The following is an 18,650-nucleotide window of genomic DNA, read 5'->3' on the forward strand; positions in this document are numbered from 1 at the left end:
ATCAATGAGAATACAATATTGCTGCTACGCCACCGTTGTGACTACATGCTCCGCGAACACCGCCACTGTGACTATAATGGCCATCAGCACATTCCACCACATAGCCGTTTGTGGCAGTCCAGAATGTGGTGACACAGGTCACATAACTGCAAAAATCGGCAGCAGGATTATAAATTACATTTCCAGGGTTGAAGTCATATCCGTATGGATTGCCACCAACTCCAGTGACTGCTGGAACAGGCGTTGGAGTTGGTGGAACAGGTGTTGGCGTCGGTGGGACAGGCGTTGGAGTTGGTGGAATTGGTGTGGGTGTTGGTGGGACAGGCGTCGGCGTGGGTGGAACAGGTGTGGGTGTGGGTGTTGGCTTGGGCGTGGGGATAGCTTTTTGTGTAGGGGTGGCTTGTTTGACAACCTGTTTTACCGCAACGGTTGGATGAGGTACTTGCGTTGTGCCTGCGGTGGCTGCCGTCGCGCTGGCAGAAAAAGTGAGAAGAGAGAAGAGACATACGATGATACCTACGATCATGGCGACTGTATTTCTGCGTGCTTTTATTGGCCTGTGGAGTTGTCCAGTCATCACTTGTCTAGATTGAAGATATGCGCGAACAAGATAGATGCCAATCGTGATCATAAAGAGGAAGATTAATGCACATACGATGAGTGCCTTTTTGATGCCTCTTTGTTGCCACGTGATAAGCCCATTAAGTGTCGTGTATCCCTTCCAGTCCATAATCAGTACACCCACGAAGAGGCCACAGACAAGGCTTTCTGCTAACGATGTCAGGAAGATATTTCCTGCTGAATTGGCAGGAATGGAGCTGCCAATAAATCCGATTATCCAGAATGCCACATAGACGCATAGAAGAAGCAGAAGTATCTTGTTGCTATATGGGCGTGATGGAGGCGTAGAATTGTTTGACGGTCGAATGGGTGGGGGCGGATAGATTGGTGGATTGAGCCCCTGGAGATTTTGAGTGTATATTGGCTGCTGGTAAGGATTGTTTTGATTGGGATTATTGTACATAATTTTTCCTTATTTCATAATATAAATACATGTATTTGCATCTATATGAACGCAGGTATCATGAGAGAATTCGCCACGCATTCTGGCTATGGTATACTAGAGCTACGCAGGCCAAAGAAGGTGTGAAACCCGGCAGGGATTGAAACGAAGCTACGGCTCTTCATATCAAAGAAGCAGAAAGCTACGCAAAGCGCTTTGCGTAGCTTTCTGCTTCTTTGTAGGCTGGATTCGTGTCAGCTTCAGCCAGCAACTTGCTGTATGAGCTTATGTCATCCTACCTACACGCTTGATTGTCATAAGTAGTGGTTTTCAGCCTCAAATCAGTTGTTGAAGTAGTGCTGTTCGAGGTCTGTAATGAGTCCGGGGTGCACAGGCTGCCATCCCAGGATTTCCCGGGCTCGTGTGCTCGATCCAGGGATGTCGAGTGCTGTCACGGGGCCGAGAAACGAGCCGAAGTGGGCATCTGCCTCTTCGCGAGAAATGCTGACTATCGGTAGGTTCAGGTGCCGACCGATGACGTTGGCAATGTCGTGGAATGGCACACCCTCTTCGCCAACTCCTTGAAAGCGTGATCCTGCTGGAGCGCTTTCCAGTATGAGGCGGAACAGGTGGGCCGCATCGAGGAGATGGACGGCGGGCCAGCGATTAGTTCCGTCGCCGACATAGGCTGAGACGCCTTTCTCGCGAGCGATGTTGATCAGCATCGGCACTAAGCCATGCTTGTCGAACTCGCTGTGCACCGATGAGGAGAGTCTGACGACCGATGATCGCACGCCAGTCAGTGCGAGCACTGCATTATCTGATGCCTCTCCGTGTAGGTGAGCAGTGGTTACGAATGGCTTGCCTGTTCCTTCGAGCGCCTTCCCCATTGCCTCGACGGCACGCAGATCGGTAGTGAGCGAGCCTGAGAAGTCCGAGAGGTTTTGGTCAAACGCGAGGTGGATGACGCCATCTGCGGCGGTGGTGGCAGTACGAAGTTTGTCGAGGTCGTGGATGGTGCCAGGATATGCTTCGGCCCCAGCCTCCTTCAATTTTTCGGCACCCTTGTCTGAACGGGTCAGACCGATAACCGTATGACCTGCATCGATGAGTTCGCGGACGACGGCTGAACCGATGTAGCCTGATGCCCCTGTGACGAAAACACGCATGATAAAGTTCTCCTTTTACTAGCGATTGTGTGTCCTGGGAATACTATAGACGAAACCAAATGTTCTACCAAGAGTAAAACTACGCTTGACTTTCGGCCCTTTGTCATTTAGTATGCAATCGATATTGGATTGTATGAGGGAAAGATGCTATTACAATCACCTGCAATGAGAGAGGATGATACGTCCTCAAAAGATAATGCGCGTATATTCTATCAACTGCTCGGAGTCATTGAAGCGGTACGCGAGAAACGTCACGAGGAATACCGTGAGAAGGGCCATCCTCAGTTGAAGCGTTTTACGCAGCTCGAACTGAATGACGAAGCATGCCCAACGTATAAAAACTGGCTGATCGGACGCTCTAATCGCTTGCCGAGCCGTTCCATGCTGATGACGATTGCCGACTATCTGGAATGCAGCCTCAGTGAGCGTAACGATTTCCTACTGGCTGCACAATATCTACCCGAACAGCCGACGTTGGAAGGCGATTCGTTGCGACAAGCGTTGGAGCAGGCGCAACAGATCATGGAGAACTTACCTTATCCAGCCATCGTGGTCACGCAAAGGTTCCAGGTCCATGCCGCAAACAAGTTATTTCTACGCCTCCTCGATGTGCCCTCTCTCGAGACTTTTGCACCGCATCAGCGCACGACGATTTCTTTTCTCTTTAACCCGGATTTTCGTGTACGTTCCACGGTCAATGCAGAAGCATACGCTATGTGGCAAAAACATGTCATGTATGCGCTTCAACACTTCAAGCAGCTGAACGTGTTCTCTCAGTATGATGCCTGGTATCAACAGAGCGTCCAGCAGTGGTGTGCTTCGGTTCCAGATTTTCAAACGTACTGGGAAAGATCGCACGAAGTTATCGGTCAGGAAGTTTCTCCGACAAAGATGGTGTTTACACGTGTGGCGACAACCAGCGAGTTGTTACCCATACGTGTACGACATATGCTTATCTCCGTGAGTAGCAAAATCTATCCAGCCATCTCGGCGCTGCTGCCGGTCGATGAGGCGGCGCATGCCGCTTATGCTTCGTTCGGCAGCGTGAACGCTCGATCCGAGCCGGTTGGCTGAGGTGAGAACGGTGCTGTTCATGCTTCAAATAGCTTAAATCAGCTCGTCTTCTGAAGCGCCGAAGGTTCTCAGTATCCTCATCGCATCATCGCAGAGAGATGTCATTTGTCCCATGTCGTTTTCCTCCAACCCTGCTATCCTTGAGATTAGCAACGATCGCGCCCGGCAGCGATCACACGCAATGAGATATGAGGATAGACGTATGATACGCGATTCACGATGGCGCTTGGGCTTGCTCATAGGCGTTCTGGTCCTGCTCTGGACAACCCTCTTTCCATTCATGGCTCAGGCTGGCATCATACCTATCACCCTTAGCCCCGCCAACATTGGGGAAGGATTCCTTATCATAGCGCCTGCCGCGCTGATCGAGTTCCTCATGGTGTTGTTTGTGTTTTTTAGAAGAACTCGTCCTTTAAGCTTTGGTCTGGCCGTTCCTCTCCTGCTGCTCCAGGTAGCACTCATCCTGCTGACCATCCGTCTGGGACCCCAGGTGATCTTTCTCATCAATCTGCCAGGTTCTCTGGCATTGCTCGTCGTAGGAATTGCTTTTCTCCTTGAACAGCAAAAATAGCCCAAAAGAGAGCCTCTCGCAAATTGTGGTTTTCCCCCGCCTCCTATGGTACACGAGAGCCGCGCCGTCCGAAGAGGACGAGAAGCCCGGCAGGGATTGAAACTAAGCTATCTCTTTATCTCAATAAAACTGAAGGCCACACAAAGCGCTTTGCGTGGCCTTCAGTTCATTTTTGTGTTGGATGAGTGCCTGCTCCAGTACTCCACTTGCTTTATGAGCGTATGTCATCCCTACCCATACATTTGATTGTCATAAGTAGTGGCTCTCAGCTTCAAATCAGTTGTTGAAGTGGTGCTGTTCGAGGTCTGAGATGAGTCCGGGATGCACGGGCTGCTTCGGGCCTGTGCGCTTGATCTCGGGATGTCAAGCGCCGTTACGGGTCCGAGAAATTGTTGAAGTGGGCATCTGCCTCTTCGTGGGCAATGCTGACTACCGGCAGGTTCAGATGCCGACCGATGACACTGGCAATGTCGCAAAATAGCACGCCCTCGCTGCCAGCTCCTTATCAGATTGTGTGAGGGAAAGATGTCATATTGCGTTTTAATAGCTTGCTGTCAGATCGGGAAGGCAATGCGCCATGATTTTAGCCAGTTCATCTGGCGTTTGCTTGCAATCAGTTTCGACCCAGCGTTTCAGTACCGTCGTGAGACCGGCCTGAAAGTAGACAAAATAGTACATTATTTCATCTTCAGAGGTAATTCCTGCGCGCTGACAACTTGGCTTCACTATCATATTCCAGAGTGGCTCGAATCCTTGCTTGATTGGAAAACTCTTCTTGTTGTGTAAGCAAAGCTTGTAAAATCGTTTGTGCTGTTGGATGTGTCTTAAAAATAACCAGAGATATTTTGGCGAAAAGATATTCTGCTCAGAGATATTTCGCTTGCGGTATTGGTCCACCAGCATCTTGCTCATTGCCTGTTCCGTTTTGTCCAGTAGGTCAGTGATATCAACATAATGTGCGTAAAAGGTGGAGCGGTTGATCGTAGCTTTTTTGCAGAGAGACTGCACCGTGATCTGGTCAAACTCGGTGCACTCCATCGCGTCCAGCAAGACCTTTTGTATCTTCAAGTCGGTGTCCCGGAAACTCTGATTGTGCTTCGTATTCATGCACTGTCTCATCTCTTTTATTATTGCAACACCTATTGCGATATTGTTGGTTGTTTTACGAGCATACCTCACGGATAATACGAATTACAATAGTTGTTTGCTAGTTTCGGCTCTCACGCTTCCCAATGGTGCACGTTGCGGTGGCACTGGCGAGATTAAGCCTACAATTATGTACACTAATGACGCGAAAGGGGTTACAATAAATGCCTACTACTAATCCATCAGATCAGACCGCGCTTCTTGTCATGGATGTGCAACCTAGTACTGTTGCGCTCTATGCTAATGACAGTGATCTGCTTCCTCGTCTGGCCACAACAATTGCGGTCGCTCGGGCTGCGAATATTCCCGTTATCTACATCAGAGTAAAATTTCGTCCGGGCTATCCAGAAATTAGCCCGCGTAATAAAATGTTTGGAGGTATCAAGCAGCGCTCATCTTCAATTCAAGGAGCAATGGCTGCGATGGAGATTCATCCAGCTATTACTCCACTGCCGACCGATAGTGTGGTCACAAAACTGCGTGTCAGTGCGTTCATGGGCAGCGACCTGGAGGTTCTGTTGCGGGCACAGGATATCAGGCATCTGGTCCTCTGCGGCATCGCTACCAGCGGGGTTGTCTTATCAACGCTGCGCGAGGCTGCGGACAAAGATTATCTTCTGACCGTGTTGTCTGATTGCTGTCTGGACAACGATGAAGAGGTTCAACGAGTACTACTGACGAAAGTGTTTCCTCGCCAGGCTGACGTTATCACAAGCGAGCAATGGTGCGAGGGGATAAAATAGTTAATCATGCCATGAGTGACAGATTTCAACGCAGTTGTGGCTGGACCTCGCGCTTCTTTTGAAAAGCGTCTGGTGTGGAGGGCAAAGAACATGATTGACGCGGTGAGAAGCCTTATGTACTCAGCGAGTTGTACGGAGCGGACGGAAAAACGCGCGTATATCCTCAGCCAGTAGTTCAGGTTCCTCTAGCGCGGCAAAATGCCCGCCACATGGCATCTGAGTCCATCGCTGGACACGTAAACTGCGTTCCACCCACTCACGTGGCGGAAGCGATATGTCTTTAGGGAAGATCGCGACTCCTGCCGGGACTTCAATGTGCTGTCCTGGTTTCAAATACGGTGACAGACGGCTGTTCTCGTAGTATATGCGCATGGAAGAATTGATCGTTTCCGTTACCCAGTAGATCGTGATATTTGTAAGCAGTTCATCCCTGGTGAAACGCCGTTCCACGTTGCCATCGCAATCGCTCCACGTACGGAATTTTTCCAAGAACCAGGCCGCCAGGCCAACAGGAGAGTCGTTCAAAGCCGATGCGAGTGTTTGTGGCTTGGTTGAATGCATCAAGGCATATGCACCCTCCTGCATGCGCCACTGCTGGACGGCGTTGAGATACTCTTTCTCTGCCTCGGATAGATCGGGTACTTCGGTGTTTTGTGGAAGGCCATTGTCTGTGAGATGAATCCCAACGAGCAGATCAGGATGCGCGAATGCCAGATAGCGTGTGACTCCGCTTCCAATGTCTCCACCAGCGGCAGCAAAACGCCGATAACCAAGGACGTCTGTCATCAAGCGCGCCCACAGTTCGGCGGCACTATTCGACGTTATGCCAGGCTTGCGTGGACGGTCTGAGAAACCATATCCCGGCAGCGATGGCACAATGACGTCGAACGCATCGGCAGGATCGCCACCATAGCGAGCAGGATCGGTCAGCATAGGGATGATCTTGTACATGCGAAAGAACGAATCAGGCCAGCCGTGGGTCAAGATCAACGGCAGTGGAGCAGGTCCTTTGCCACGTTCGTGTATGAAGTGGATGCCAAATCCATCGACCTCGGCGCGAAACTGCGCGAATTGGTTGAGTCGTGCCTCTTGTGCCCGCCAATCAAATTGATATTGCCAGTAGGCAACTAAAGACTTCAGATAGTCCAGATTTGTGCCATAATCCCATCCAGCCTCCTCTATCTCATCGGGCCAGCGCGTCTGAGCCAGCCGTTCGTGCAAGTCGTCAAGAATCGCTTGGGGAATGTGGATGGTGAACGCTTCTGCCGTCATCATAGCTCCTTTTCTACAACAGTCGTTTTCTCTTTTTTGAGTATAGCATGACTGTCGCCTCTCTGTCGTGCCTGACTTCTTTTTTTGTCCAACTGTATCATTGGAATTCCCCCTTTGGACAGTGGGAGAAGAGAAATCTTATAGTCTGGCATCACGAGGATGCACTTTGCGAGAGATAGGTGCTCCGCTATCTGTGAGCTCAGCCTCTCGCAAATTGTGGTGTCAGCTCGCCTCCTATGGTATACTAGAGCTACACCGTCCGAAAAGGAGAAGAAGCCGGGCAGGGATTGAAACCTTTCTTAAATGAAACAAGAATTTTATTTTCTCCTTGTATATCCTATCTGGTCCTTGCATAAGTGATGAGTCTGTGGTATAAATAGAATGATTATTCGATCTATGCGGCTGTTTGCCTGCGTTCTTGAGATGAGGGTTCGATGCGAATTGGAGAGAAGGTACCTAAAGGAGACAAACGTGAAGCTATCTTGCAGGCGGCACTTGAACTGATTGCCGAACATGGGTTGCAGCATACTCCGATGTCGCTCATTTCCAAACGCTCGGGGGCCAGTGCAGGTATCATTTATCATTACTTCGATAGTAAGGAGGATCTGCTCAGGTCGCTCTATTACCGTATCAAAGGAGAGATGAACCGTGCTATTGGCGCCGTTGATGATCCACAACAACCGCTGGCAAAACGTTTTCAATTGTTCTGGTTGTCCCTCTTCCGCTATTGCCAGGCTCATCCACAAGCGATGCTCTTTTTGGAGCAGTACGAAAGCATGCCCTCAGTAAAAACCCTGGAGGCGGAACAGCAAGAGACTGCAGAAACGATCTATGATGCGCTTGATGGCATGCATAGTCAAGCTTTACTCAAAGGAGAAATTCCTTCTGATGGGCAAGCATTTCATCGGCTGGTAGAGGATCTGCGCCGTCAGGACTTGCTCAAGGATCTTCCGTTGGAGGTAGTGATTGAATTCACGCTGGGCGTAGCGCTCAGGCTAGCTCGACAGGTCTCGGCGGGCCTGATAAGCCTTGATGAGAACGTGCTCAAGGATTGTGCCGGGGCATGCTGGGACGCAATTGCCCGCTAAAAATTTTAATGGCGTTAGAATGATCATTCGATCTATTTTCACATAGGAGAGATTGTGATGGCAACTATTGATATGCAGGGAAAGATTTGTCTGGTGACGGGTAGCAGTGCCGGGATTGGCAAAGTGACGGCTAGAGAGTTAGCAAAAATGGGGGCGACGGTTGTGATGGTCTGTCGTAATCGCACGAAAGGGGAAGCGGTGCAGGCAGAAATCAAGCAGATAAGCGGCAATGCTCAGGTAGATCTGATCGTGGCAGATCTCTCCCAACTTTCTGAGGTGCGTCGTGTGGCGCAGGAATTCAAACAGAAATATACTCAGCTTCACGTTTTGATCAATAATGCCGGGGCGGTAAATGCCGAATACAAAAGTACGGTTGATGGGTTGGAGACGACTTTCGAGACCAATTATCTATCTCCACTCCTGCTGACACAACTGCTACTGGATACACTCAAGGCCAGTGCACCAGCACGTATTGTGAATGTGAGTTCGGCTGCCCATATGATGGGGCGAATCGATTTTGCTGACCTGCAAAGAATACAAAGATATAGAGCTATGGATGTCTATGCTCAGTCCAAGTTGGCACAAATCTTCTTTACCTATGAATTGGCTGATCAGCTTGCGGGCACGGGTGTCACCGTCAACGCGCTCCATCCCGGTCTGGTTGTCTCCAACTTTAATAATGGGACAAATGGTATTGTACATTTTCTCTTTGGCTTGCTCTACTCCGTCGTAGGAATAAGCACCGAGAAGGGAGCACAGACGCAGCTCTATCTGGCGACCTCACCCGAAGTTGAAGGAGTGAGCGGGAAGTACTTCTCTAACAGCAAAGAGAGTCGCTCTTCTAAACCATCACATAACGTGGCTATTCGCCGCCGTCTTTGGGATGTCTCCGAGACGTTGATTCGGCAACACGAGCCGGTTTCGCAGCCTCTCCTGGAAAACTAACATTCACGTTTCTCTTCAGATACATGGTGCTATAAACCAGAGGTAGCTGCCACATGCGGATCTTCAGTACCATGTGGCAGCTCTAAAGCTTACGCTACAGGCACATTCGTGTGTTCTGGCTGGGTATTGGTTGAGGGAGGCTGTTGCCAGTTGCGTGGAAGCATCCGATGCTGACGAGCCGCGCGGAAACAGATGATTCCTCCCGCGGAGCCAACAATGAGAATAGTTGCCAGGCCCGCTTGAGGACCAAAACTTCCCCCAGTCCAGGCCTCCGGCCCGGTAATGACCGAAGAAAAAAAGCCGGGCAGAGCATAGCCGGCGATCTGTGTGCCGAAGACGGAGCCTTGAAAAAAGTTCCAGCCAAGGTGTACGCCTATTGCGCACCACAAACTACGGGTTTGTATGTAGACAGCAGCAATGAGGACTCCGGCTGAAATCATCATCGCGATGACCCCTATCAGGGTTGAATGGGGCGTTACCAGATGAATGAATCCAAACACGATTGCGCTGACCACCAGAGCAATCCAGGAACCGAAGGAGCGTTCCAGTTTGCGAAAGATCATGCCACGAAAGACAAATTCCTCTTGAATCACACCTGCTGCCAGTATGATAAGAGAAATGATCGTAGAAAATAGCCCGAAGACAAGGAAGGCAAAAAGCACATAGTGGAAGAAACCGATCTTTTTGTTTCGTGTCAAAAGCGGTGCCAGCAGGCATAAGGCAACGATGAAAAAGATCAGTTGGACAATCGCCAGGGGATTAATGCCGGTAATATGGTAGGAACCGGTTATCGTCAGCAGAAGAGTAACAGCGGTCATCAAAGCACCGCCGAATGAGAAGCTGAGCAGAAGTTGACGCAGCCACTGATGCCTCGACAGTCCTACTTCGGAGGGCGAACTATGTTCTATCTTACGAAGTGTCTGGACGAATACAACAGTGATAATAGCTGCCGCCGAGATATTGAGTAGCAAGTCTCCAGCGATACTCTGACGAAACGATACAGGTAGCAGATTCCACACAGCCTCCAGCAGAATCACTGGAACCGCCACCAGGACGATTTCTATCACCAATTGTCCGATATTGGAAGAAAGTAAACGACGTACGAAAATCATAAAGACTCCTTTCTTTTCTCTAAAGGAGTCGCATTTGAAGACAAAAAGCTTACATAAAAAAACTAAAAGCTACCAGCATTTCCCTTGTTAACGGTTCCCAGATGAATGTGCTTATCAGCGGTTGCCGCAAGCTCATTGTTATGCGTCACCGTTGGACTGTATGGTCGTTTTATGGATGTTGAGCAACATCCTCAATCGCTTCTGGATAAGTCCAGGGGATAGCAGAGATCAAATTGAGCTGTTCACTTGTTGCGTTCGTCAAAGGATGAGCTGTACCAAACACTTTTCTCTGTATCGTTAATGCACGCTGATATAACAAAGCTGCTTCGGGAATCTTTCTCCAGTCATGCTGTGAACGCCCGAAATCATATAAAAGCATGGCCATCTCAGCACTCTCTGGTCCTACCTCCTCTTCTCGTATACGTAATGCTCGTTTGTAGAGTGGTTCTGCTTCTGTGTAACGCTTCTGCTCTCGATACAGGTTTGCTAAGCCATGTAAGGGATTGGCGATCTGAAAATGTTCTGGCCCTAGCCGTGCCTCTCGTATGTGTAACGCTTGCAGATATAGTGGCTCAGCTTCAGTATACCTCTGCTGTGCCTGATATATATTGGCAAGTCCAAGGAGTGCATAAGCTGCCTGCGTCTGCTCTGCTCTCGCCATTTGTCCCCAGCACTGAAGCGCTACCTGGTAAAGTCGCTCGGCTTGTACATAGTGTTCCTGCTGGTGATAGAGCAATGCTAGATAGTTCAGGGCAGAGGCTTCTAGCAGATGTTCCGGTTCTCCTTGTTGTTCCCATACACGTAATACATGCTGACGGATTTCCTCGGCCTGCGCATATGCACCTTGATGATGGTAGAGGAGCGCAAGTTTGCTTGCCAGTGGGACCTCAGAGAGAGGATTGGAATTCTTTTGTTGGGCACGCAAAGAACGTGCTCGTTGAAAGAGTGGCTTGGCCAAAAGGTCAAGGGCGCGTTCAAACAGGTAGGTTCCTACCTGTTCAAGCAGATCAGCCGCTTCAGGCAAAGAGAGTTGATAGCGTTGAATTAGCACGTCACACTGTTGTGCCTGTTCCAGATAACGCTGACACTGACCCCAGGTACCAACGGCGTCGTGCGGATAACGAGGAAACAGAATCTGCATGGCCCGAACCAGCCGCTGTGCCCACTGCTCCTGCTCCTGCCAGGAAAGACGCTCCAGTAAGACAACCTGTACCAGGCGATGAATACTGAAGAAGTTTCCCTCTGAAGACCGTTTCACCAGGGAAAATCGCAGCACGTCTGCGAGCATCTGATTGAAGGTGAGGCGATCAGTGACGGCCTGTTGCAGCACGGCAGGCCATTGAGGTGCACCCGCGCTCAGGAGTTCTTCGGGAATGTGATCTGGTGCCAGAAAGGCGCACAGATGCAAGAGCTCAGCCGTGGCGGGATTGGTTTGCTCAAGGTGTTGAAATGAGAGGGACCAGGTAGTCATCACTGACTCTGGATACTGCAAGGCAAGTTTGTCACGATATGCAAGCAAGGCGTGCTGATGCTGTTGATAGAGAGCCAGATAGTCGTGCAAACTACATCTTGTTTCTTCAATGTAGGCACCCGCCTGATCGATGGCGAGAGGAAAGTGTGCCAGCGCCACGACGATATTCGCTGCCTCATTAATCTCTTCATCTGAGGCGTGTATCCAGCGATGTGCACGATGCAGCAAGAGATTTGACCCCTCCATGACGCTCATGCTATCAATTTCGATGGAGGTGGCCAACGGGCCGATTGCGCTGGCCCGGGTTGTGAGCAGGATGCTACCATTGCCCCACTGAGGAAGATATGGTTGGATAAGAGAGAGGTCATCGGCGTTGTCTGCAATTAGCAACCAGGGATGTGAACAGTGTTCCAGCCACTGAATGACTGATGCCACCAGTTTGTGTTGATCCGTTTCACCTTTGGCTGATATGGAAGGTAGCCGTTCTGCCAGTGTGGCAAAGCTTGTGAGGATACTTTCTTCACTGGTAGCAGCGATCCAAAGGATATGAAAATAACTCCCTTGCTGGCGAGCACGGTAGGCATATTCGACAGCAATCTGAGTCTTGCCGATGCCGCCCAATCCGGTGATTACCTGAGCCTGAGTCAAAATTACCTGCTGGAGGCACGCTGGCTGACTTGCTTCTTGAGGAGAAAGTTGCTGCATTATTTGTGCGAGGAAGCCCTCGCGCCCGGTGAAATGAGGATTGCGAGCATAAGGCACAGTCCAAAGTGGGATCTTCTCTGGTATTCTCTCTTTGGAAGAAGGACTCTCTAAAGAGCATGGAACCTCATCAATCAGTCCTAGTTCCTGGGCGCTCAGTCCAAAAAGAGTGCTTAGTTTGACACGATAATAGGTGCTTGGTTGTTGGGTACCTTGTTCCCAGCGCTGGACTGTTCCGTGTGTGGTTCCTAATTGATCGGCTACATCTTGTTGACGCCAGTTCCGTTGGATGCGATGCTGGCGTAAAGCATCATTCCTTTTCACGAAGTTTTCTCCTGGCCTCTTCTTCACTTACCTTCCAAATTTGGGGGAATTCCATATACACATAAAAAACAAATGTGCGAAAAGGGATATTCCTCAAACGATAAATAAACGATACCTAACGCTCTTCATATGAGAAACGCTTGAAGGTATACTCTCTAATAAGAGAAGAAGCTATGTATATGCACGTATTAAGAAATAAAACATCTTCAAGGGAAGATGTGAACGAAAATGTGAAAGGGATAGAAGCATTGATAAAAGATCCACGTACTCTTGTTATAGGAGCAACTGGCAAAACGGGTCGATCCGTAGTGAAACATTTGCTGGCCTCTGACACATCTGCGCGTCTATTAGTTCATCATCGAGCAGAGGCAGTTGCTCTGTTTGCAGAAGATTCTGTCGATATTGTGGAAGGGGATGTGCGTGACAGCCGTGCTCTCCGAAGAGCACTGACTAACATTGAGAGTGTTTATTTTTGTTATCCTATTCTCAGTGACCTGCTGACCGCTTCCACAACATTTGCTCTTATCGGAAAAGAAGCAGGTATCCGGACAGTAGTGAATCTATCGCAGCGTGAGGCGCAGGAGGTTGCGATAAGTCCTGCGGCACACTTATTCTGGTTAACAGAGCGACTATTCGAAAGCAGTGGCTTTGCAACGACCCATCTGCATCCCACCTTTTTTACTGATAATTTCTTACAATCCGTGCATGGAGGCCGCACTGCAAGCAGTACAATCGCACTTCCCTGTGGCACCGCCAGCTATGCACCGGTGGCTGCTGAAGATGTAGGACGCGTAGCGGCACAAATCTTGCTCGATCCGTCTCATCATGCGGGTAAGACGTATCGCCTTACAGGATCTCAAGAGTTTTCCTTAAGTGAAGCAGCAGAAGTATTCAGTACCATGCTTGGTCAACAGGTTCGGTATGTTGATACCCCGCCAGAGGAATGGAAACAAATCGCGATAGGGATTGGCCTTGATCCGTATCTGGTTGCTCATCTGGTCGCGTTCTATCAAGATTTCAGGCGTGGGAACTATCGTGGAGTCAACGATAACGTAGCTACAATAGGGAAGAGAGCTCCTTTGACCCTCGAGGACTTTATTCGGCAAGTGTGGCCTGAGCCTGATAAATAGTCACTATAACGAAGTTGCCATCTATCTCTGTTTCTGCCCTCGAGTGTCAGCTTGCCCGGCAAATCCCCTTCTGCTGCGCTTGACGATTGCATTGGCAGAAATCGCAATGGCTGTCGATACGTAGATGAATCAGGTACTTGAATAACATAGAGAGTTGCACCTGGCCTTTATTGAAATCTACTTTATGCAGATATCCAAATCTCTAATCTCTTGCATTTTACTCTCATTCTCTGACTATAATCAGAGAATGAGCAGTCACTTCTTGAACACCTCTGGAGGTATGCATGGAGATGTCTTTAGTGGATCAGGTTCGTAGCTTTCAGCGCACCGTGACTGAGCGCGTGGGGGTTCTCAACGATCACTTTCTGGGTCGAGACCGTCCACTTGGCGAAGCACGGCTCTTGTGGGAGATTGGAGAAAAAGGGACTGAGGTTCGAGAACTGAGGCGCCGACTGTCTCTTGATTCTGCCTACGTTAGTCGCCTGTTGCGTTCTCTTGAGCAACAAGGCTTGCTGGTAGTGAGGGCAAGCAAACAAGATGGACGGATTCGCCTTGCCCAACTGACCAAAGCTGGTTTTCGTGAACGTGCAGAGCTGGATCAGCGCTCTGATGCCTTTGTCACTTCCTTGTTGGAGCCACTCGGCGAGAGCCAGCGCCTGAAGTTGGGGGAAGCCATGGCACTGGTTGAGCGGCTTCTTATTGCATCCATGGTCCAGATTACCGTTGCTGATCCAACCAGTCAGGATGCCCGATGGTGCCTTGAGCAATATTTTACGGAACTGGGCCAGCGCTTTGAGGCTGGTTTTGATCCTACCCTGGGCATTTCGGCCCATCCGCACGAGCTTGTGCGCCCATCTGGCCTGTTGCTGGTAGCTCGTTTGCGAGAGGAGCCTGTCGGTTGTGGTGCGTTAAAGTTTCACGAAACCGCTCTAGGAGAAATCAAGCGCATGTGGGTCGCGAAGCGTGCGCGTGGGCTGGGGTTGGGGCGGCGGCTTCTGGATGCTTTGGAACACGAGGCGAGGCAAGCTGGTATCAAGATTCTTCACCTGGAAACGAACCGGAATCTTACGGAAGCCATCGAACTATATCGTCACGCTGGATATCAAGACGTTGAGGCTTTCAATGACGAGCCCTATGCCCATTACTGGTTTGAAAAGCTCTTTTAAAGCTTGTTTGTCCCGTTTCATTTTGAAAGGAAGATATCCATGCAACTGACGCGATTTCCTAAGAATGACATTATCTCCCTGGTGGGGGAGACGCCCCGCTACGATCTTGGTGAAAGCGTTGGGCCTGATCTCAGACTCGCCGAGTTGCTCGATGCTTCGGGGGAGGAGGGTCTGGGTGAAATGATGCTCGGCTACGCGACAGCTGCGGGCGATCCCCGGCTCCGTCAGGCAATTGCCGATGCGCATGAAGTGAACTCTGATGATGTCGTTATCACTGTAGGTGGCATGCATGCATTGTTTCTTATCGCCTTTCTTCTGTGTGGTCGTGGTGATGAAGCGGTGACAACCTCACCGCTGTTTCCCATGGCACGCAATGCTCTGGACGTTGTTGGTGCAGACGTGCGCGTCCTACCGCTCTCCTTCGAGCAGGGCTATCAACTTGATCCAGCGGATCTTCGCCAGTATCTTTCTCCATCCACCAAACTGGTAAGTCTGGCCTCGCCACAGAATCCTTCAGGAGTCGCCATTCCTTCATCAACGCTCCGCGAAATTCTAATGTTGCTGGAAGAGAGATGTCCTGATGCCTATCTTCTGGTAGACGAGACCTATCGTGAAGCTGCCTATGGGGATGATCCTATCGCCAGGAGCGCAGTTTCTTTGAGCCCAAAAGTCATTTCTGTCGCGTCACTTTCCAAGTGTCATGGCACTCCTGGATTGCGACTGGGATGGGTGATTACGCGAGATCCAGCGTTGCGTGAGCAATTGGTACTCGGCAAGTTCAATACAGTTGTTTCCTGCTCGCCAGTTTGTGAAGCTCTGGCGCTCAAGGTGTTTGCGCAGCGTGAGCGCATCATTGCCGAACGCCGTCAATCTCTGGCGGAAAGTCTTGCGAGGGCAGTAGAGTGGGTAGCGGAGAATCAGGAGCTTGTTGAGTGGGTCCGGCCTGATGCAGGAGCAATCTGCTGCGTGCGCTTAAAGCCCTCATTTTTTTCTGACAATGCTGTGAGCCGCTTTTATGATGCTCTATCTCATGAGGGGGTCAGGGTGTCCAATGGCGCCTGGTTCGGCGATGAGCCACGCATCTTTCGTCTGGGATTTGGTTTTCTTTCATTGTCCGATCTTCAGATTGCCCTGAATATTATTTCGGCGGTAGTGCAGCAAATAGCACATGCAGATGGCTGAAAAATCCATAATTGAGGAATCTCAAAGATAAAAAAGCTTTTTATTGCAAGTTGTTGACATAAAGGGGTATTCGTAATCTATTGGTATCCCTTTATCTTCATCCTTTTGTTTCTGAATATCATAGAATGCTGGTTCTCTATCGCCCATCAACAAGTGCAAGTGTCTTGAATCGGGCTCGTGATAAACCTCATGGAACACGAAACTTCCCAGAAAAACTTCCTCTTATTCTCCAATATTACCTATTACAGTCGTTTTTGATGCGTGTCCTGGAGTACTTCGCCGTGGCATTTTTAGTTCTTGAGCGACACATAGAGTGAAATCGCTAGCGAGAACAATTACTTAGTAGGATGGGACAATGAACCATGCAACAAGACGTACGCATGTCGGCCACGAATGATGCCTTTGCGGCCGAACTCTACCAGTGCTACGCTCAGGAGATCTTTGCCTACTTACGTCTCCATACGCCAACGCGTGAGGATGCTGAGGATCTGCTCATTGACGTTTTCCTGGCAGCGCTGGATCAGAAGCATTTTCAGGATGTGCCCAGAGAGAGACAACGAGCCTACCTGTGGCGGGTGGCACAGAACAAGAAGGTTGATCTGTATCGTCGCCGGAAGTTCCGGAAGGTATTGCCTCTAGAGCAGGTTGTGGATGCGCTCTACTTTGATGAGGATCAGGAGCCAGAACAGCATGCGATGCGTACAGAGCGCTATGCGCTGCTGCATTCGCATGTGCAAGGGCTGCCAGAGTTACAGCGCACAATACTCTATCTTCGCTTTGTCAATGGATTGCGTAGCACAGAGATTGCACACATCCTCGACAAAAGAGCGGGTACGGTACGCATGTTACTCTCGCGTACTCTCAACACCCTGCGCTCTATCTATGAGAAGCACTAAAAAGGAGAGGCACTATGGAGACATCGAACGAACATTTTCATGCCAAAGACATTGATACGCAGATCGATCAAGCTATGGAGCAGGCTCACCTCAATGAGTCTCATACACAGCTAACTGCTGATTTACAGCAACTCTACCAGGCGGATGCCCAGGCTGATAGGCAATCGCTCAACTATGCCTGGCAGCATATTCACAGGCGTAGTCGCTCGCAGCGATCTCAGAATACAGGAGGAAAGATTATCCCCATGCATATTCCTTTATCACCCACCCCTGACAGGATGCAGAGTGGATCACGCCAGCGGCGCTTTGCCTCTCTCCAACGAACCTTCGTGCTGGCTGCTGCTGTCCTGGTGGCAGCCCTGCTAGTAGGTAACTTACTTGTGGTGCTTTCCAGAGTACATATAGCTCAGGGCGGAAATACTCACCTAACTCAATCATCCCAGGTTTATCCAGGCCATGTTGTCTATAATCATAAAGTGCATGATACCAGCATGATGGGTTTACAGTGGTCGCCTGATGGCAAGCGTCTTGCCCTGGTGGGGAAAGACCTGCATATCTGGGATGCTACGACCGGGAAAAACGAGGTGACATATTCTCCTTCCAGTGGAGAAATGGACCCTATTCAAAATGTTGCCTGGGATCCACATGGCAGTCAACGTGTCGCTATTGCTACCAATACTGTGAAGGTCATAGACTCCAATACTGGTCATGTGCTGATTACCGGTCCAACGTCTTCGACAGCGAACATGAAGAAATCCCTTACCAGTGTACTGATCCCTCTTCTTTCTCACAGTGGGGGAGGTTCCTACGTACGGGCAATGGCCTGGTCGCCTGATGGCAAATATATAGCTTCCAGTCTGGAAAACTCAAGCATATCCTCTCATAACCCGCAAGATCATCAGATTCTCATCTGGAATAGCAGTACTGGTGCCGTTGTCAAGACTCTGACAGGCTCTATTGCCGATGTAGAGAGTGTCGTCTGGTCGCCCGATGGTAAGTATATTGCTTCCCTTTCTATGAATTGGGACCCATCAGTACGTGTCTGGGATGTAAATACGGGTAAGCCCGTGTATACTGTTACGGCGACAGGTTATGGGTCAATGGATACAGTGACCTGGTCACCAGATAGCCACTATCTGGTAGTCAGTATGAGTGTCCAGGTTGGGAACAATACTGTTGGAGTAATCAAGACAAAAAATCAGATCCAGGTCTGGAAGGCTTTGACCGGCACGCCTATTCTGACCTATCCTCTTGCCTCGTCAGGTGATTTGGTGCAATTTCTCGCCTGGTCGCATGATGGGATGCGCATTGCCTCGGTTGAAAACGCAGAACAGGCGATCGCTAGTGGTTCGAAGCAAAGTCAGCTACAGGTAGGAAATGTGGCTATCTGGAATCCTACGACTGGGAAGATTCTTTTTACCTATCAGGAAAAGGGTAGAGAAATTCGGGGCGTTACCTGGTCACCAAATGATGCGTTTCTTGCCACAGCAAGTATGCCAAATACGCAAACGAACGATACGATTGATGTGAATGTGTGGGATGCTCCCGCTAAATAGAAGAACTGTAACCATGTTTTCTAGGAGCGTTGTTGCGGTGTGAACCAACAGGGTGAGGATCAGAGTATATTTGTCTGGAAAAATGCATTCCATCAGATAT

The 18,650-nt window shown here is 49.8% G+C and carries 16 protein-coding genes; 10 read left to right on the top strand and 6 right to left on the bottom strand.

Features of this window, described 5'->3' with window-relative positions:
* Position 1: 1 nt before the first annotated feature.
* The gene (locus tag AC27N8_RS10275) at positions 2-1,024 is read right to left on the bottom strand and encodes a hypothetical protein (protein ID WP_487066604.1); all 1,023 of its coding nucleotides are present in this window, start codon (positions 1,022-1,024) and stop codon (positions 2-4) included.
* A 320-nt stretch (positions 1,025-1,344) separates the two neighbouring features.
* Positions 1,345-2,172: an SDR family oxidoreductase gene (locus AC27N8_RS10280; protein ID WP_487066606.1), complete on the bottom strand. Its 828-nt coding sequence runs from the start codon at positions 2,170-2,172 to the stop codon at positions 1,345-1,347.
* Between the two features lie 144 nt (positions 2,173-2,316).
* Here AC27N8_RS10280 and AC27N8_RS10285 point away from each other — a divergent pair, with 144 nt between their 5' ends.
* Entirely contained in the window at positions 2,317-3,246 is a 930-nt protein-coding gene (locus tag AC27N8_RS10285; protein WP_487066608.1) for an MmyB family transcriptional regulator, read from the top strand.
* A gap of 202 nt (positions 3,247-3,448) precedes the next feature.
* A complete protein-coding gene (locus AC27N8_RS10290) occupies positions 3,449-3,817 on the top strand; it encodes a hypothetical protein (RefSeq protein ID WP_487066610.1) in 369 nt (122 codons plus the stop codon).
* A 540-nt stretch (positions 3,818-4,357) separates the two neighbouring features.
* Here the strand turns inward: AC27N8_RS10290 and AC27N8_RS10295 are convergent.
* Complete coding sequence (locus AC27N8_RS10295; RefSeq protein WP_487066612.1) at positions 4,358-4,924, bottom strand: TetR/AcrR family transcriptional regulator; 567 nt, start codon at positions 4,922-4,924, stop codon at positions 4,358-4,360.
* Between the two features lie 203 nt (positions 4,925-5,127).
* Between AC27N8_RS10295 and AC27N8_RS10300 the strand changes: the two genes are divergently transcribed.
* The gene (locus AC27N8_RS10300; RefSeq protein ID WP_487066614.1) at positions 5,128-5,706 is read left to right on the top strand and encodes a cysteine hydrolase family protein; all 579 of its coding nucleotides are present in this window, start codon (positions 5,128-5,130) and stop codon (positions 5,704-5,706) included.
* A 120-nt stretch (positions 5,707-5,826) separates the two neighbouring features.
* On the opposite strand, the gene AC27N8_RS10305 is transcribed toward AC27N8_RS10300, so the two are convergent.
* Positions 5,827-6,978: an epoxide hydrolase family protein gene (locus AC27N8_RS10305; protein WP_487067922.1), complete on the bottom strand. Its 1,152-nt coding sequence runs from the start codon at positions 6,976-6,978 to the stop codon at positions 5,827-5,829.
* A 434-nt stretch (positions 6,979-7,412) separates the two neighbouring features.
* Here AC27N8_RS10305 and AC27N8_RS10310 point away from each other — a divergent pair, with 434 nt between their 5' ends.
* On the top strand, positions 7,413-8,066 hold the full coding sequence (locus AC27N8_RS10310; protein WP_487066616.1) for a TetR/AcrR family transcriptional regulator: 654 nt from the start codon (positions 7,413-7,415) through the stop codon (positions 8,064-8,066).
* A gap of 57 nt (positions 8,067-8,123) precedes the next feature.
* Positions 8,124-9,011 carry an SDR family oxidoreductase gene (locus tag AC27N8_RS10315; protein ID WP_487066618.1) on the top strand — a complete coding sequence of 296 codons (888 nt, stop codon included), beginning with the start codon at positions 8,124-8,126 and terminating at the stop codon, positions 9,009-9,011.
* An 89-nt stretch (positions 9,012-9,100) separates the two neighbouring features.
* Here the strand turns inward: AC27N8_RS10315 and AC27N8_RS10320 are convergent, their stop codons facing one another.
* Positions 9,101-10,123, bottom strand: coding sequence for a CPBP family intramembrane glutamic endopeptidase (locus tag AC27N8_RS10320; protein ID WP_487066620.1), 1,023 nt, complete (start codon positions 10,121-10,123; stop codon positions 9,101-9,103).
* Positions 10,124-10,292: 169 nt separating this feature from the next.
* Positions 10,293-12,620: an FxSxx-COOH system tetratricopeptide repeat protein gene (gene fxsT / locus AC27N8_RS10325; protein WP_487066621.1), complete on the bottom strand. Its 2,328-nt coding sequence runs from the start codon at positions 12,618-12,620 to the stop codon at positions 10,293-10,295.
* A gap of 218 nt (positions 12,621-12,838) precedes the next feature.
* Here fxsT and AC27N8_RS10330 point away from each other — a divergent pair, with 218 nt between their 5' ends.
* The 5 genes from AC27N8_RS10330 (at position 12,839) to AC27N8_RS10350 (ending at position 18,550) form a co-directional block, all read left to right on the top strand.
* Positions 12,839-13,750 carry an NmrA family NAD(P)-binding protein gene (locus tag AC27N8_RS10330; RefSeq protein ID WP_487066623.1) on the top strand — a complete coding sequence of 304 codons (912 nt, stop codon included), beginning with the start codon at positions 12,839-12,841 and terminating at the stop codon, positions 13,748-13,750.
* Positions 13,751-14,034: 284 nt separating this feature from the next.
* Complete coding sequence (locus AC27N8_RS10335) at positions 14,035-14,916, top strand: bifunctional helix-turn-helix transcriptional regulator/GNAT family N-acetyltransferase (protein ID WP_487066625.1); 882 nt, start codon at positions 14,035-14,037, stop codon at positions 14,914-14,916.
* Positions 14,917-14,955: 39 nt separating this feature from the next.
* Positions 14,956-16,098, top strand: a complete 1,143-nt coding sequence (locus AC27N8_RS10340; protein ID WP_487066627.1) for a pyridoxal phosphate-dependent aminotransferase — start codon at positions 14,956-14,958, stop codon at positions 16,096-16,098.
* 362 nt (positions 16,099-16,460) lie between these two features.
* A complete protein-coding gene (locus AC27N8_RS10345) occupies positions 16,461-16,994 on the top strand; it encodes an RNA polymerase sigma factor (protein ID WP_487066629.1) in 534 nt (177 codons plus the stop codon).
* Between the two features lie 14 nt (positions 16,995-17,008).
* A complete protein-coding gene (locus AC27N8_RS10350) occupies positions 17,009-18,550 on the top strand; it encodes a WD40 repeat domain-containing protein (protein WP_487066631.1) in 1,542 nt (513 codons plus the stop codon).
* The last annotated feature ends 100 nt before the right edge of the window (positions 18,551-18,650 follow it).

This window comes from Dictyobacter sp. Z7_2, assembly GCF_057551105.1.

Coding starts and splice junctions, on each gene's coding strand:
- AC27N8_RS10275 (WP_487066604.1), bottom strand. CDS start 1,024: ATGTACAATAATCCCAATCAAAACAATCCTTACCAGCAGCCAATATAC.
- AC27N8_RS10280 (WP_487066606.1), bottom strand. CDS start 2,172: ATGCGTGTTTTCGTCACAGGGGCATCAGGCTACATCGGTTCAGCCGTC.
- AC27N8_RS10285 (WP_487066608.1), top strand. CDS start 2,317: ATGCTATTACAATCACCTGCAATGAGAGAGGATGATACGTCCTCAAAA.
- AC27N8_RS10290 (WP_487066610.1), top strand. CDS start 3,449: ATGATACGCGATTCACGATGGCGCTTGGGCTTGCTCATAGGCGTTCTG.
- AC27N8_RS10295 (WP_487066612.1), bottom strand. CDS start 4,924: ATGAATACGAAGCACAATCAGAGTTTCCGGGACACCGACTTGAAGATA.
- AC27N8_RS10300 (WP_487066614.1), top strand. CDS start 5,128: ATGCCTACTACTAATCCATCAGATCAGACCGCGCTTCTTGTCATGGAT.
- AC27N8_RS10305 (WP_487067922.1), bottom strand. CDS start 6,978: ATGACGGCAGAAGCGTTCACCATCCACATTCCCCAAGCGATTCTTGAC.
- AC27N8_RS10310 (WP_487066616.1), top strand. CDS start 7,413: ATGCGAATTGGAGAGAAGGTACCTAAAGGAGACAAACGTGAAGCTATC.
- AC27N8_RS10315 (WP_487066618.1), top strand. CDS start 8,124: ATGGCAACTATTGATATGCAGGGAAAGATTTGTCTGGTGACGGGTAGC.
- AC27N8_RS10320 (WP_487066620.1), bottom strand. CDS start 10,123: ATGATTTTCGTACGTCGTTTACTTTCTTCCAATATCGGACAATTGGTG.
- AC27N8_RS10335 (WP_487066625.1), top strand. CDS start 14,035: ATGGAGATGTCTTTAGTGGATCAGGTTCGTAGCTTTCAGCGCACCGTG.
- AC27N8_RS10340 (WP_487066627.1), top strand. CDS start 14,956: ATGCAACTGACGCGATTTCCTAAGAATGACATTATCTCCCTGGTGGGG.
- AC27N8_RS10345 (WP_487066629.1), top strand. CDS start 16,461: ATGCAACAAGACGTACGCATGTCGGCCACGAATGATGCCTTTGCGGCC.
- AC27N8_RS10350 (WP_487066631.1), top strand. CDS start 17,009: ATGGAGACATCGAACGAACATTTTCATGCCAAAGACATTGATACGCAG.